Origin of the sequence: Haladaptatus sp. CMAA 1909 (assembly GCF_043952005.1) — an archaeon.
Taxonomy (GTDB): Archaea; Halobacteriota; Halobacteria; order Halobacteriales; family Haladaptataceae; genus Haladaptatus.
In genome coordinates, this window is record NZ_JBIOAV010000002.1 from 249104 (window position 1) to 264228 (window position 15125).

Below are 15125 nucleotides of genomic sequence, written 5' to 3' on the forward strand. Positions count from 1 at the left end.
CAATGGTGTTACAGGAAAACGACGTACTCCGAAATCTCCTCCAAACGCTCTCAAGCGTCCACACCGATGGCAAACGCCTTGACGTCGTGTTCGCCAACCGCTCATTTGTCGTCGATGAGGACACAGTTGCTGTTTCGACTGAAATCGACACTGACGTGGAACTGTGCGAGGCTGACGAATTACGGTTTGTCGTCGACGCGCTCAGTCATCAGGCCTGGCAGATACGTCTCGGCGTACACTCCGAGTTCGAGGAATTCGTGCGCGACTATCCGACCGTTCCCCACGTAGCCAGCTTCGTGCGGAATCTAGTCGAAGACATGTACGTTGGCGAACAGCGGACAAATGAGTTCAAGGGACTGCGACAAACTGTTGCGTTTAAAGCCGACATCATCATGTCCGACGACGACCGACATCCGCCGCTAGATACGCTTCCCCGAGAAGCAGCGCTGGTTGAGGGAGTCTATCAACTCGCATTGGCTGGGCACGTAAAAGGCATCGCGACAATAAACGACGACGATCGTTCGTTCCTCGGTCAAACCCGCCGCCACTTCATAGAAGCTAGATGCGAACACGACGCGACGCGACGACGGGAGCGAGCGCGTCGCGTGACCGACGCACTTCTATCACGGGTCGCCGTCCCGAAGTTCGCCGATGAGTACGCGGAGGACACAACGTTTCCCGCCGACCTCACTCCCGACGTTCGTAGTGCCCCTCATGGCGCAGTCAAACCGATAACTGCGCGTGCAGTTCTGGGTGACGCGCTGAAAGACGTTTCTTCAACTCTTGTCGCTGTCAGCATCCTGTTTGCCAGCGGCCTTCTTGGCGCGATACATCGGCTACTTGAGAAGATCCGAATAGTCGCTCTCCTGAGATGGGCAGGCAAAAAGTCCGGAATACTCGGAGCGTGGCGCTGGCTACTCCGCACGTTCACTCCTGGACTCATTAGCCGTCCCAGCGAGGAGGAACAATACAAGGCGACTGCAGCTGCGCTGTACCGTCGACTCACCGCGGCGGGACACTCTGCGGAGGGTTTCTTGACTGCTAATGGGACCCTTCCGCAGGACATTGACCCCGAGACAGTTCAACCGGAACATATTGACGTCGACGCACTCCGCACAGTTTCGCCAGAGGCCCTCGGGACGCTGAACCACTCCGACCTCTCTAAAGTAGACTTCTCTTCTCCGGATGGAAACAAACTCGAGGCGGATGACGGCGCAGAGCAGGAGACCGCGGCAATGGTAAATGCGATGGCGAGCATGGCGGACAAAGGCACGGCTGCTGAATGGTACCGGTGTAGTCACCATTCAGACGGCCAGCTGGACGTGAATAACACGCATCGAGGGAAGGACCTGCTGCGGACGGAACGACTCGCAGAGAACGACATCACAGCGCGGAGAGCCGCTCGTGACGCGCGGGCATCGACGCAGAGCAACGCATCAGACGTCAGGACTGAACTTGACAGACGGGGACTCACCCAACAGATTGAGGAGGCGTTCTCCGCGTTCGACACACGCGCCGTCGAGCGGAGAGGGTGGCGTGGCGGGCGTCTCGACGTTCGAGCAGCCGTACGCCAGCGTGCTGGCGCACTGCACCAACAGAATGTGTTTCGTCATCGACGGCAAACCGACGCCAGTGATCGAACAGTCGGCGTCGCGATCGACCTGAGCAGAAGCATGGATGTTTTTGAGGCGAAAGTCGCCCTGGGTGCGCTCTTCAGAGCCACCTCCGTTATCGGCGATGATATTGTTGCCAGTGGATTCGGAACCAATAGAAAGAATGGGAACCAGATTAAAATACCGCTCGTAACAGCCCCAAATGAGGAGTTTCAGTGGCATCATCTGAATGCTATTAGCGAGATGGATGATACGCCGACTGCTTCGGGAATTGCGGACGTCCGTGATCTCCTCAAATACAAGAACAGCCGGGAGCAGATACTCATTGTAATCACGGACGGGAAACCGAACATTCCGCTTGATGGAACGATGCCTAATCGTGAAGAGGCGGTGACGGACGCGAAAGAACAGGTTCGGCAGGCGCGTCGCCATCATGACATCGCTGTTATCGGCATTGGAATTGGCGACGAAATAGACGGGGGAACCCTTCGGGAAATGTTCGGAGAGAGGGGATACGCGCTGGTCGACCGATCGAACCTCACCGAGCGACTCGTCGATGTGTATCGTAGCCAAGTCGAGACCGCTCGCCACAGTGATGAGATCTGATGTCTCTTGGACCCTTATTTTGTTTACTATCTCCAGAAATTAAAATGATGATAGAAATTTCTAGAATTTTTGGAGATCACGTGTTTCTACAAATTTTTTCTAAAGATTCGTCTCGGTTCAAGCTGCTCGAAGCTTCTGCCGTGAGTTTTTGCTTTGAACCGCTGAGTCGCGTTACGTCTGTACGAAATTTCTACTGTGATATCGGCACACAGGACTAAGGAAGTCACAGCATGAGTAACAACGTGCAGACAGACGTGTAAAACGTGCAGCACTGAAGCCTTGAATTACTCGCCGAGCCTGAAGCTGACGAGACGGCACCAAAACGCGTACAGACCGAACAGTTTTCCTTCGACGTCGGTGCTCCCGGAATGGTCGAAGTCACCAACGAGAGCCACGAGAACCCCGCTGAGCACCAATACGTCGTCACACTGGACGACGTGACCGAAGGTCTGATGGCCTGCACGTGCCCGCATCACGTCCACCGGAACGCCTTTTGCAAGCACATGGCCGCCGTCGAAAACGTGACGCTCGATGCGTTCCCGTCCGAGGATGAAGACAATATCGAACCCGAAGACTGCGACTGTGACGGCCTCGGTGGCTTCCCGTGCTGACCGTGCGTGAGAACAGGACGGAAGGAACTGCCGAACTAACTCGCACATTCACTACCCATATCTAGCCTAGTACTCCTCAATGAACCCCATTCCAGACGATTAATGAAAAACTGGGAGTGTGGACAGGACATAGCCAGCTTTGGAATTTACTCTAACAGGGTAACAATTCCGTTTGTTCCATCGACCCGAACTCGTTGACCAGTTTCGATACGACGAGTTGCTTCAGGAACTGAAACGACTGCTGGAAGACCATATTCACGTGCAACAAGTGCGCCATGGCTCATCTGACCACCCACTTCCACAACCATCCCAGATGCATTCAGAAATAGGGGTGTCCAGCCGGGATCAGAGGATGGTGCGATGAGAATTTCGCCCTTTTCAATCGTCTCTTCTGTGGGATACCGGACGACCCGAGCTACTCCTTCGACAATACCCCCCGAAACACCGGTTCCAACGAGTGCACCATCGGGCACATCCGTGTGCTCGATATGTCCGCTAGGTGCTTCGCCTTCGCTCGTCAACACCGGTGGTGCATCCATCGATGCATAGCGCTCAAACTCAGCACGTCGGTTCTCAATATCAACGTCTATTGAATCACCCTCAAGCGCAGCGAACAGTTCTTCTTTTCGAAGAAACCAGATATCGTCCGAATCAGCTAGTTTGCCTTCTGAGGCGAATTGGTCGCCAACATCACACAGAGTGTTGCGCCACGAAGTAAACATATACGCGGAACCCTGTTTTGGATACTCACGAGTCTGAATGTAGCCACGATAGGTTCGAATAAGTTGGCGAATCAGTCGTTTCCGAACCGGACCAAGAAGTCCATGATTCGCTTGTTGTTCAAGCCGTTTTGCTGCCGTCGCAGCTTCATATTCCAATTCTTGGATGTGCTCACGATGTTCTCCTCTCTCCCCGTGTTCGAGATTTGCTCGAATCGTCGCCAGCAATCCAGACGGATCTTCACGCCAGCGTGGACGACTGATATCGATTTCACCGGTCGCACGATGACCGAAATTGTCAAGATACTCATCAAATGCGGCTATGAAATCCTCTCCCCCTTCTACAGATTTGATTTCTTCTAGAGATGCATCTTGTCGCAATGCATCGGCAACAGGTGGATTCTCGCGAGCTACGTCTGCGAGATCACCGAGTCCAAGATTGATCCGCGTCACCACTTCGTGGGGAAAGCCTCTCCCGATAGCATTGACATCCTCAGCGTCCTTCGGGAACCTGTTTTCCAACCAAACTCCTGCTGTTATTGCAGCTAACAGCGGCCCAGTCGATGGGAATTTGATTGCCTCATCAAGAAGATTGAAGATAGAATGAGAGCGCTCTGCAAGGCTGTTGGGAGCACGCACCTGTGTGGCGATATTCATTCCCCATGCCTTCCATTTGGCTTCCTCACTCTCTGGTGGAGCTGGTGCACCAATGAAGGCCCCAAGGAAGCCACTTGCCATCGCTACGAGGAGCGGTCGACTCGCTTTCGTTCCCGTCCACGCTGCAGTAGCGAGTTCGGGAATCGCAGCTAATTTCTCGGTAGTCGACCGCTTGGTGAGAAACTCGTCGCCACGTCGATGGACAATATCTTCGAGCGCTGCCCCCATTGGTTCACTAGTTGCAGCCAATTGCTTCGGGAAGAGATCTTGAAGCGCTCTAATCTGTAGTAATTTCGTGATATCCATGTAAACCCGGCCACCTGCCTCTGCTGCCCACTGCGTGTCGCCTCCAAATCCAAACTCCTCGAACGTCGTTTGCGTATATGCCATCCAGACATCCCGAACGAGAGGGGGCATCGCTTCGGCGAATGCCTGTGCATGCCCTAAACTGATATAGACATGGAGCTGATCGTCCTCCGATTTGGGCAACGGAACAGGAAATAACGAGGTGATCGGTCGGGATTGGACGATGTATACCTTGCCGTCTTCGAGGCACCATTCGATGTCTTGTGGCGACTCGAACAGATCATTGATCTCGTTTCCTAGTGCTGCTAGCGTTCGAATCTGTTCATCAGTGAGTAAGCGGGTAGTTCGTTTAGATGGTGGCAGTTCTATTGTCTCTGTTCCGCCCTCTGACTGTGGATATATAGCGATTTGCTGATCACCTGTTTCGTAATCAAGGATCTCTTCAGTTAGTGTATCTACACGAATCGAATCGGTGGTTGCCTCACCCGAGACAAATGCTTCACCAAGACCGAGTCCAGCCTCGATAGCAGTAGTATAACGATTTCCGGTCATTGGGTCAGCGGTGAAGAGGATGCCGGATACTTCGGGATTGATCATCCGCTGAACGACGACTGCGAGGGCAACATCATCATGTGGAATCTGATTTTTGGCTCGGTACGCAATTGCACGATCAGTAAATAGGCTCGCCATACAAGATCGGATACTGTTGACGATATCCTCGGCTCCTTGAACGTTTAGAAAGGTTTCTTGCTGACCAGCGAAAGACGCGTCTGGAAGATCTTCGGCTGTCGCACTCGAACGGACAGCGTAGGGAATTCCAGATCCGTCTCCGATTTTACTGAGGGCACTCTCTATTTCTTTCCGAATTTCTGTGGAGATGTCGAGTTCTTCGATTCGATGACGAAGGGTGGCCCCTATGTCAGAAATCGCCGCGCTATCTTCCAAATCGAGTTTCGAAACCTCATCGATCAGCTCTCTCGTTTGCTCATCGTCGGTAAGCTCTTGAAAGACTTGAGTCGACACAAAGAATCCCTCTGGGACCGGAACCCCCGCTGCAACGAGTTGCGCAAGATTCGCTCCTTTGCCCCCGACAAGGTCACGCATAGTCGCTTCTGGATCAGTGAATGAAATAATATACAGAGCATTGGAGTGAATTTCCCCAAGGTTACTCATTGGAATCTTCCGTCATGTCACTGTCGCGTGTTAGTCCCGCAGCGACGGCAGCGATAAGGGTGTCTCGAACCTGGGGATATCGTTCCTCTCCAATTTGCTCTTTTTGATGAACAATGCGAGCAACCGCTCGGATTGAATGCACAATACTTTCAGGGTCTGTCCCCACAACTTTCCCTTCGTCGTACCAGTGTTCAATGTATGGGAGGAAGACTTCTATTGTACTATTTCTCTTCTCTGAGATTTCCTCATCCGAAATCTGGTTACGTATGTAACTCACTTCGTCCTCGATAATGATTCGCTTGAGAAGTGGATTCGATTCAAACTCGTCTAGAGTCTCTTCGAGTAATGCTGTTATGGCCATCTCTGGGTCATCATAGGCCTCAACGGAATTTTGGAGTAACCGTGGAATTAGTTCCTTGTTGTACTCTTCGAGGATGTCTACGTATAGTTCTTCTTTGGAGTCATAGTATTGGTAGAAAGTCCCAGTGCCAATTCCTGCGGCTTCTGTAAGCTCCGAAATCGTTGTCTTCCGTACACCATACTGAGCAAACAACTCATGTCCTGTGTTACGAAGCGATTCACGGACTTGTTTTTTCTTTTCTTCGGTAAATGTGGGCATGGATGGGTGTTGTTCGCGCCTGTACCTCACTTGCCCAGCCGTCTGGAGTGTGCCATTTAGCGCCTTTTCGCTGACCAACTCACTACGGAGCGAATTGTAGGTACAATCACGTTCTCGTATGAAGCCATTCGCTATATGAATATTTGAATATTTCGTTCAAACGTTCTATCCTCCGGTGAATCGCTCCAGCTAGCAATGTCCACTGCGAGTCTCGATTAATTCTTTTTGGGAACACCCTCGACGACTCACACGATACTCTTTCCAGTTTTCCAGTGTTTGAGGCTCACTGCTGGCCGGCATAGCTAACCAAACGAATCCCTATCCTCTCTTGTCGGGAGAGTCAAAAGCGATAACACACGCCGATAGCACTGACGTACCCGACGGACGTGGGAGACGAAATCGACGGCGGGTCAGGTCACGAGATATTATTCTCCCACGTTTCACAGACGGACGTAGCGATCATGGTTTGGAGATCCTTTCCCCTTTAGCAAGTGGATCAAATATCCTTATTGACTGTTGAAAACGTATGAGCGATAAAGAATATCCATCGACAACTGATGCTTATCCAGACGTGAAGATTATGTGCTTAGCTGGCGTATATCCATCTTATGGCAATCTTAGAACTCGCAATTGGATTTTTTGTTCTCGCGATCATCGCCGGAGTACTTGGAGCCAGAGGTGTCGCAGGGCTCTCTATGGAAGTCGCAAAATGGCTGATCATCGTTTTTGTCATCCTTGCCATCGTCTCGTTACTATTCTAACGGATTGCTAATCAAATTCTATAGTCGGAATCCGAAGAATGCCCCATCAGTGATCTCGTTATTTGAGAGACTGGCCAAAAGAATGGGGGACGTTCTTACTAGTGACTATACGAGGAATCCAATATGAGTGACGACCCTCTACGAATGATGCAGCTACAGACTGATGATCGTCCACTCAGTGATGCGATTCTCGCCGCAATTACGGAACAGACAGGAATGGAGCTTCTCGCCGAACACCTGCTTTTCAAGAATTTTAATCCGAATGCACTTGATGACCTGTTTCGTTCATCAGCTACACAACCAAGTATCATTCTCAGTACTCCTGAACTATCGATTATTATTTCTGGAAATAGACGAGTCTACATACAGGTTGACGATAGCAAACTTCCATCAGCGTAGCCTGAAACAGCTGATAACTACCTCTTAGTCGAGTGTATCACCAGAGACTAAAACTGTGATTGCAACGGTCTCGGTAGCTTCCCGTGCTGGCTGTGCGTGAGAACGGGACGGAAAGACCTGCCGAATTAACCACTGCTTCAGCCCTTTTTATCCATATCACATCAAATAACCGTATCGACTGGCATCGAGTAACGAACGCCCGTGAAGATGCACAGAAATTTCTATTCGGACCGCTCTTTTCCAGCACCGTCCCCGATGATGAGTGTATTTTTGATTAGGTTGGAATACCCACGTCGCAATCGTTCCGAAACTGCTTGGTGCGAAATGCCGAGATCCGCAGCTAGTTTTTCTGCATTTGCCTCCCGTGGAATATCGAAATAGCCTGCCTCGAACGCAAATATGAGTGTGTCTTGTTGCTCTTCTGTCAGTCCCAACCGACCCTCACGCCCTTCTTCAAACTGGTAAATATTCAAGACGTCCAGTGTTAAGCCGTGGGTTTCACAGTAATCAAACGTACGGGAGAGCGCGTCTCGGTCTGCGAACAAAATCCGAAGATTCCACCCTGCTTGCGTACCGGCTGCAGAGAGGATTGTTCCCTTCTCCTCAACAAGAATGTGGATGAGGGTCTGTATTTCAGCGATCCATTCCATCCGATAGAGCCACTCTTCGTCTAAATCGGCAATCAGCTCAAACTGTTCGAGGCTTGGATCGTCACCAAGAGCTGATTCAAACGCCTCACGGGTGATTTCATCGCTCTGTGCCCAGATGAATGGCATCACCCGATCAGCATCGTGAGCGACAGCTCGCTCGATCTCAAAGTCAATGGATGGGATCTCAGAGATCGTTTGTCGGAGCGCAAACTCATCAATAGGGATCTCTACTTCGACAACTGTGCCCGCCATAGCCACCTCTTCGTTAGCCAACGGGATAAACTCGGTGAGCATCTACTGGTACGCAATATCGGCATTCGAAATCTGTGCCAGAGTACGATTGCGCTCACGAGTTTGGTAAAGGGAATCACGGTGCAACGTTTAGTCACTGGACGAACACTCTTGACACTTCGTACCACTGTGAGAACTGCTACGGTCGGAGTGCTTTGTTTCAATGCTTGAAACCCGTTTTGCAACCCACCTATGTTTCGGGTGTCTTCTGCTCCCAATTGCACGTTGAATGTAGAGAATAGCCGAAAGAGAGTTGCTACTTCCACTCCTGAGATGACCAATTATAGGGGAGAGTATACATACAGCTACGCGCGAAACGCTTGCCCGGTTACCATCGGGCACGAAAATCGAAACCCTGGTTCACACGTACACAGGCCCCGAGGACGGCCCATCGGTCTATCTCCAAGCGGCACAACATGGCCGCGAAGTCAAACTATCTCAGCGGCATGTTCGCTTCCATCAACTGGGAAGAGAATTCTCTCGTACATGGTTGCTACTGGCAGCTACGACGAACGGTCACTAAGCAGTTCCCACGGACCGTTGGGGATGTGTCCTGAAAGAGACGTAGCCGAGACGCATCTGGAGATCGAGACGACAGCAGCCGCCCCTTACAAGAGCCCCACACGCCTATGAGCATGTAATGGTTGATTTGATCTCCGTAGGTGGGTTGCTTCTCGCTATCTTCCTCGTCATCATGAACGGGGTGTTTGTGGCCGCCGAATTCGCGTTCGTAAAAATCCGCCCGACCCGGGTGAACGCGCTCGTCGACCGCGGGAAGCCTGGCGCAGGCCTGGTACAGGACGCCATCGAGAATTTGGACAGCTATCTCGCAGTCAGTCAGCTCGGGATTACGCTCTCCTCACTCGGCCTCGGGTGGATCGGCGAACCGGCTGTGGCAGCACTCATTGAACCGGTTCTCGGTGAACTCCTGCCTGCGGGAACGATTCATCTTGTCGCGTTCGCGCTGGGATTCGGCTTCATCACGTTCCTCCACGTCGTATTCGGTGAACTCGCGCCAAAGACGTTCGCCATCCAGGAGGCCGAGCGAGTAGCGTTGCTCGTTGCTCCACTCATGAAGTTCTTTTATTACGTGTTCGTCCCGGGTATTATCGTCTTCAACGGCACTGCCAACTACTTCACGAGCTTGTTTGGGGTCTCGCCAGCGGCAGAAGGCGAAGAGACACACTCCGAGGAAGAAATTCTGATGATTCTCAGTCGCTCCGAAGAAACCGGAGAGATCGATCTCGACGAGGTCGAGATGATTGAGAGTGTTTTCGAGCTTGGCGATACGATCGCCCGCGAAATCATGGTTCCACGTCCCGATGTAGAAACCGTATCCGCCTCGATGGCACTTTCAGAACTTCGTGCGGTTGCTGCCAGTGGAACCTACACGCGATATATCGTGCTTGACGAGGACGGGGAGCAGCCGATTGGATTCGTCCACGCAAAGGACATTCTGAAGGCGAGTGAAACCGACGATCACGACGGCCCGATCACTGCACGTGACCTCGCACGCGACGTACTCGTCGTTCCGGAAACGCGCCGGATCGACGCAATTCTCGCCGAGTTTCAGACACACGGTGGTGGACAGATCGCAGTTGTCATCGACGAATGGGGCGCTTTCGAGGGGATCGTCACTATCGAGGACATCCTCGAGGAGATCGTCGGTGACATTCGAGACGAATTCGACACGGCACCCCAGGGCCCCGCTATCGAGCAGCGAGACGACAGAACGTACATCGTCGACGGCGGCGTCCCAGTCCGAGACGTGAACGAACGGCTTGGCGCCACGTTCGAAACCGACGAGGTCGAGACAATCGGTGGGTTGGTCTTTAGTCAACTCGGGCGAGAACCTGAAGTCGGTGACCAAATCGAACGGGAGGGATACATCCTTCGCGTCGATGCTATCGACAACGCACGAATCGAACGTCTCGTGATCCAACCGACAGAGCACTCCCAGAAAGAGGCCCCTGAGGAATAACGAGTCCTCTGGTAGTGGTGTCTGTATTGGGGTCCAAGAGGTTGACCCGACTCAACAACACGCAACGAACGTCGCCGCCGAGCACTCCCCTGACCTGCCGGTCGAAACGATTGAGTGGGAGGTGTCCCACCGAGCCCAACGACAGGCAGGCGTCACGAAGTACGACCCGGCAACAGAAGCAATCACGATTGTGCTGACCTGGAGGGCCTACGAACAACACGGGTGGGAACAATTCAGTGCGACCGTCCGCCACGAACTCATTCACGCATGGCAGTATCACGAGTTCGGGGAAGCGGACCACGGGCAAACGTTCGAGCGGTGGACGGATGCGCTCGACACAACCCAGCATTGCAAGCGGTTCAAAGCTCCGAACTGGTGGGTGACCTGCGAGGAGTGCGGTGGACAACTCCCGCGCTTCCAGCGCTCGAAGGTCGTCAAACACCCCGAGCAGTACAGCTGTGGCGACTGCGGCGGGTCGCTGCGCGTCGAGGAGGCCACCGAATGACGTGCAAGTACCGCTGTCCGCGCTGTCTGCGGCTTGTTGGGACCATGACGGTGGCGGGTCCGTCGCGGGTTCATGTGAGTCCGTGTGGCCATCATCTCGCGGCACCGGATGCGGTGCTTGCAATGGGCGATCTACACCCACCGTGCCCTGATGTATGGGTGACGAATTTCCTCGCTGACTCTCACTAATTCCCGCGAACGCTTTCGGCCCTCCCTTATTCACTTATTCGTTCGTTTTTCGGCGATACAGGTGATAACAGAGGTTAGTATATTATGCTAACTTTGGCGTATTCGCTTGCGGTCTGGTTGGCGATAAACCCGCTAAACAAGTTGATTTAGATCGGCGACAGCGAGTGTGGAAATTGGTGGCAGTAATCGCTACCAAGTTAGAAGTGCCATTCGATAGTCCACTCAATACGATTGACAATGTCCCCACCGACGAGGCCAAACAAATAGACTGAACCTGATTTTTTGCCGGTTAAATCCATAAGCGGAAGTGGAATCACCCCGGGGCCCCTGAATCGATCTGTGCGAAAACGCTATCACCAAATTCGGGAAAAAACAAAGCGACTTTGTTAGCAGTCCTGTTCGTCTGCGCTCGATTCCTCAACGTCCGAACTCCCGGAGTCAGAGCCCAACTTCCGACGGCATCTGACGACGTATTCGAATCCTTCGACCCAGAGGTCATTTCGTCCGACGATCCACCAGAATCGGAGTCAGAACCTGCTCCCGAATCCTCCTTCTGGCATCCCTTCGGTTCTGTTGGGTACGAGACAGTTCCAGTCTCGATACGATCCTCACACTCATTGGGACGATCTTTCTCCTCGCCGTTTTCGAGGGTCTTATCGGAGTCGAGTTGGACGAGAAGAACACCGGTTCCGTCATCAAGCATCCGTATGTGATCCAGTGCTCTCCGTCTCACTGCCGGGTCGTCGGCAAACACTTATACGATGGGATAAAATGCAGGCTCTGTTGGCGTGAGAAGTTTTGTCACAAATCTCATGTTGAAGAGACTGATTTATAGCAGCAAATGGTTTTATGAGGCCAATGCGCCTCGATTGTGTCTCCGATCCCGTGGTATTTGATGTTCTGGTAAATGTCCGTATCCAACCAAGCTCGGAAATCAGTTCTCTCCATTATCGTTTGCTAATCGTTTTGTGTGGGAACAACTATGCTACATCAATTGGCATTACATAACTGTGACACTTTCAACAAAAGATATAATATATCAGTCGGTGTCCCTATCAGGATCTGGGTTCAGAGCCGGCTCACCGCGTGACGTTAAGTGGCGGGCTGAGGTTTGTCGGTCCAGGATCGCTGTGACGAGTCGGACAACAATGTAAGGGACAACAACTGGTGCAGAGACGATCCCAGCTATCGCGGCGATAACCCCAGCGAGACCTGGGGTGACGTACAGCATGATGCCGAGCAGCGCGAGCAAGGGAAGGTCAAGGACAATCGTTGCGATGAACCATGCGTGTCTATGGATCTGCCCTGTACCGCTGGTGGAGTGAGATGTTTGTTTAAGTGACAATTGTCTTTTGTGCGATGATTGTCGCATTATGGATGTTCGTGTATAGGTGAGGAATGTAGTGTGCGGACGATGCAGTGTCGTCTATCGTTGCAAATTGTGCCATACCCATACTGACTCGGGAGATGTCTCGGCTTTGCGCGTGAACCAGTACAGCAGTTTAAATAGTATCCATCTTTCTAGCACAATATCGCAGCCTGTCGAAGAATGAACATAGCACCATGTTAGAGGACATTGTGGTGCACGCTACCAGAGGATTCTACCCATTTTAGATCGTTGTTTGCTTCGCTTCAGGGAGTGCGTCCTCGATAATGCGTCCTTCAGCTCGCCGGGACGTTCCACATGCCGCTGATTTATTCACCATTTGATATCTCTGCTAACACGGCACTATCTAGTTTAGCTCCTCCTCGACAGGCGTTCGATTGTTGAGCGATTGAAGCGGTCGTTGATGATAGTAATGCATAAACTGTTCAAGCCACTGCTGGACGCTTGGCCGACTGCCCACCCATGATGTATGTAAGCGCGCGACAAATGATAGATAGCTAACTGATCAATATCCTGTCCATTCGTTGAGAGAGATTCGGACCACAGCGAGGTCTTGGTTCGCCTGTACAAGTCCATCAGACGGGGGTTCGGGAGTGCTACCCAACCCGAGCGCCCGCCCCACTATCCCGTAGGTATCGAAGTACTCGACGAGCATCGCGTTACGCTCTTTGCCAGTGATCACCTCCCCGGCTGCGGAACGCTCCGTTCCATGGAGCCAGATAGTGCATCGCTGGCGATCCTGAAAGTTCCTCCACCAATTGCTATCTTCCATCGGGGTGACGACAACAATCTCTTCCGCTAACCGCTTGTACGCCACCGGAAATATAAACCGCTGACTGGATCGGTGTCCTGTATATGAGAGAAGCATCAGCCAGTTACTTACTAGCCAGTAGAGAGGGGATTGCAGGAGCGAACGGAAAAGTGGATTGGCAACCCGTTCTTCGATAACGCGCTGAAGAGACGAGACCCGTGATTGGGAAGCATTAGTCTCTCCCGTCATGCTGCTGTACCTCCTTTCACACAATATAATATCCTGATCATGGATTCATTCCGTCGTTTGCCTTGGCGACGTTCTTTGCGTGCTCGGGGAAAACGAGGCATTTATTCTCGATCTATTAATCCGCCGAGACGATCTTTTTAACGAATGATGCGATATCCAAGACGACCTGTTCAGCAACGTGATTTTGCTTTCTATATTCTTCGGGACCGGATTTGCCAGTACCTGGCATGAACAAATGGTTGAGCTTCGGATATTGCTCGAAACTCACATTCGACTTCCCACCAAGTATCGCATGCCAATGCCTAAAGTCGTCTTCAATAGTAACTTGGTAGTCACGCTCTCCTTGGAGAAGTAACTGTGGAATAGGAAGACACTTTGCAGTCTCGAGAGCCTCATATCTCTGCAAACTACTCCAGTACTCATCGCCGCCAAGGTAGACTACCTTATCATCGGGGAAGTTGAGTGAACGAATCTGTTTCGTGATTTGATCAACTAGTTTGAGTTGCTGTTCTTCGGCTTCGGTTACTACCCCATCTCGAGTCGCTAAATATTGGGTCTGATCATCGATTGCATCAGCTGCCGAACGAGCTAACGGTGCTAGCATGCCTGTTCCAGCAAGATTGCCGTCTCGGGTTGCAATACGAGGTGCTAACGTTGCCCCAATGCTATGTCCGACCACAAATATACTATTATCTGCCACGTTTGGTGATTTGCGAAGTGTCTCAATCGCTGCCAGCGCATCGTCGGTCACTGCTTCATTGATAGTGATCTCTGCAAGATTTGGGTTGCAGACTTGTGTCCGCTTATCGTACCGCAATACCGCGATTCCACGAGAGGCAAGCCCCCACGCGAGATCCTTATATGGTTTGTTTGGTCCAACCGTCCCATCACGATCACTTGGTCCCTGACCATGGACGAGGACAATTCCTGGAGCTTGGGTAGTGTTGTACGGAACCGTCACTGTCCCATCAAGGGAACACGTGTCGGTTGCCTGTATAGTAATATTCTGTTCAGTAAAGGTGGATTCATTCACATATGATGGCCCTGACCATTTCGGACCCAATTGGTGGACTTGAAAGCCAATAATGGTCTTGTCCCTAAACGCTGTAATAATCTCCGCCCTCCCGTGTTCGAGCGTAATCTGTCCCGTAACTATGTCGGTTCCCTTTTGAGTACGAACTTTCAGTTTTGATATTGATTGGAATTCTCCGTTCTGATCTTCTACACCGTTCCATACCTGTTCTAGTTGCGCTGGGCTGACCTGCTGCTTTAACTCGGATCCAAATTGCGCGTGAGCTTTTTCATATGATCCTTCGTCGATAAGATTGATGAGGATTCGAACCCGTCGCTTTAGAACACCTGACTTTCTGGCTATCTTGGTCGATATTGTCATCTCAGTATTAGCTGATGCTAGATTCCTCGATTCGGGTTGACTGGATACACATCCTGTCAATAGACCAGTTAGGCCGGATCCTGTAAGAGTGAGGAGTGTCCGTCGATCAAGGTCTCTCATTTGTTGATCGCCATCCCGGATGCAAATTGTGCCATACATAGATTGGCTCGGGAGATATCTCGGCTTTACGCGTGAACCAGTACGGGAATTTAAATAGTACTCTTCTTCTACGGCTCGATCGAACACTATCGACAACAGATCCTACC

The 15125-nt window shown here is 51.7% G+C and carries 11 protein-coding genes and 1 pseudogene; 6 read left to right on the forward strand and 6 right to left on the reverse strand.

Annotation, left to right across the window (positions count from 1 at the left end; all coding sequences use genetic code 11):
• Nucleotides 1-2 precede the first annotated feature (2 nt).
• Both ACGYLY_RS19330 and ACGYLY_RS19335 read left to right on the forward strand, forming a co-directional pair.
• A complete protein-coding gene (locus tag ACGYLY_RS19330) occupies nt 3-2219 on the forward strand; it encodes a VWA domain-containing protein (protein WP_395284891.1) in 2217 nt (738 codons plus the stop codon).
• Nucleotides 2220-2587: 368 nt separating this feature from the next.
• Nucleotides 2588-2830, forward strand: a complete 243-nt coding sequence (locus ACGYLY_RS19335) for an SWIM zinc finger family protein (protein WP_395284890.1) — start codon at nt 2588-2590, stop codon at nt 2828-2830.
• A 146-nt stretch (nt 2831-2976) separates the two neighbouring features.
• Here ACGYLY_RS19335 and ACGYLY_RS19340 read toward each other — a convergent pair whose 3' ends face one another.
• The gene (locus ACGYLY_RS19340) at nt 2977-5685 is read right to left on the reverse strand and encodes a phosphoenolpyruvate synthase (protein ID WP_395284889.1); all 2709 of its coding nucleotides are present in this window, start codon (nt 5683-5685) and stop codon (nt 2977-2979) included.
• Nucleotides 5678-6382: a TetR/AcrR family transcriptional regulator gene (locus tag ACGYLY_RS19345; protein WP_395284888.1), complete on the reverse strand. Its 705-nt coding sequence runs from the start codon at nt 6380-6382 to the stop codon at nt 5678-5680. The genes ACGYLY_RS19340 and ACGYLY_RS19345 overlap by 8 nt, the downstream gene beginning before the upstream one ends.
• 536 nt (nt 6383-6918) lie before the next feature.
• On the opposite strand from ACGYLY_RS19345, the gene ACGYLY_RS19350 reads away from it, so the two are divergent.
• Nucleotides 6919-7065 carry a DUF1328 domain-containing protein gene (locus ACGYLY_RS19350; RefSeq protein ID WP_395284940.1) on the forward strand — a complete coding sequence of 49 codons (147 nt, stop codon included), beginning with the start codon at nt 6919-6921 and terminating at the stop codon, nt 7063-7065.
• A gap of 123 nt (nt 7066-7188) precedes the next feature.
• The gene (locus ACGYLY_RS19355) at nt 7189-7464 is read left to right on the forward strand and encodes a HalOD1 output domain-containing protein (protein WP_395284887.1); all 276 of its coding nucleotides are present in this window, start codon (nt 7189-7191) and stop codon (nt 7462-7464) included.
• A gap of 221 nt (nt 7465-7685) precedes the next feature.
• Here the strand turns inward: ACGYLY_RS19355 and ACGYLY_RS19360 are convergent, their stop codons facing one another.
• Entirely contained in the window at nt 7686-8408 is a 723-nt protein-coding gene (locus ACGYLY_RS19360; RefSeq protein ID WP_395284886.1) for a helix-turn-helix domain-containing protein, read from the reverse strand.
• Nucleotides 8409-9045: 637 nt separating this feature from the next.
• Here ACGYLY_RS19360 and ACGYLY_RS19365 point away from each other — a divergent pair.
• Both ACGYLY_RS19365 and ACGYLY_RS19370 read left to right on the forward strand, forming a co-directional pair.
• The gene (locus ACGYLY_RS19365) at nt 9046-10386 is read left to right on the forward strand and encodes a hemolysin family protein (RefSeq protein WP_395284885.1); all 1341 of its coding nucleotides are present in this window, start codon (nt 9046-9048) and stop codon (nt 10384-10386) included.
• Between the two features lie 94 nt (nt 10387-10480).
• Nucleotides 10481-10891, forward strand: coding sequence for a SprT-like domain-containing protein (locus ACGYLY_RS19370; protein ID WP_395291276.1), 411 nt, complete (start codon nt 10481-10483; stop codon nt 10889-10891).
• 1921 nt (nt 10892-12812) lie between these two features.
• Here ACGYLY_RS19370 and ACGYLY_RS19375 read toward each other — a convergent pair.
• The 3 genes and pseudogenes from ACGYLY_RS19375 to ACGYLY_RS19385 form a co-directional block, all read right to left on the reverse strand.
• Nucleotides 12813-12950, reverse strand: a pseudogene (locus ACGYLY_RS19375) (IS6 family transposase); the annotation flags it as partial.
• A 21-nt stretch (nt 12951-12971) separates the two neighbouring features.
• A complete protein-coding gene (locus ACGYLY_RS19380) occupies nt 12972-13466 on the reverse strand; it encodes a hypothetical protein (RefSeq protein WP_395284883.1) in 495 nt (164 codons plus the stop codon).
• Between the two features lie 115 nt (nt 13467-13581).
• Nucleotides 13582-14859: an alpha/beta fold hydrolase gene (locus ACGYLY_RS19385; RefSeq protein ID WP_395284882.1), complete on the reverse strand. Its 1278-nt coding sequence runs from the start codon at nt 14857-14859 to the stop codon at nt 13582-13584.
• Between the last annotated feature and the right edge of the window lie 266 nt (nt 14860-15125).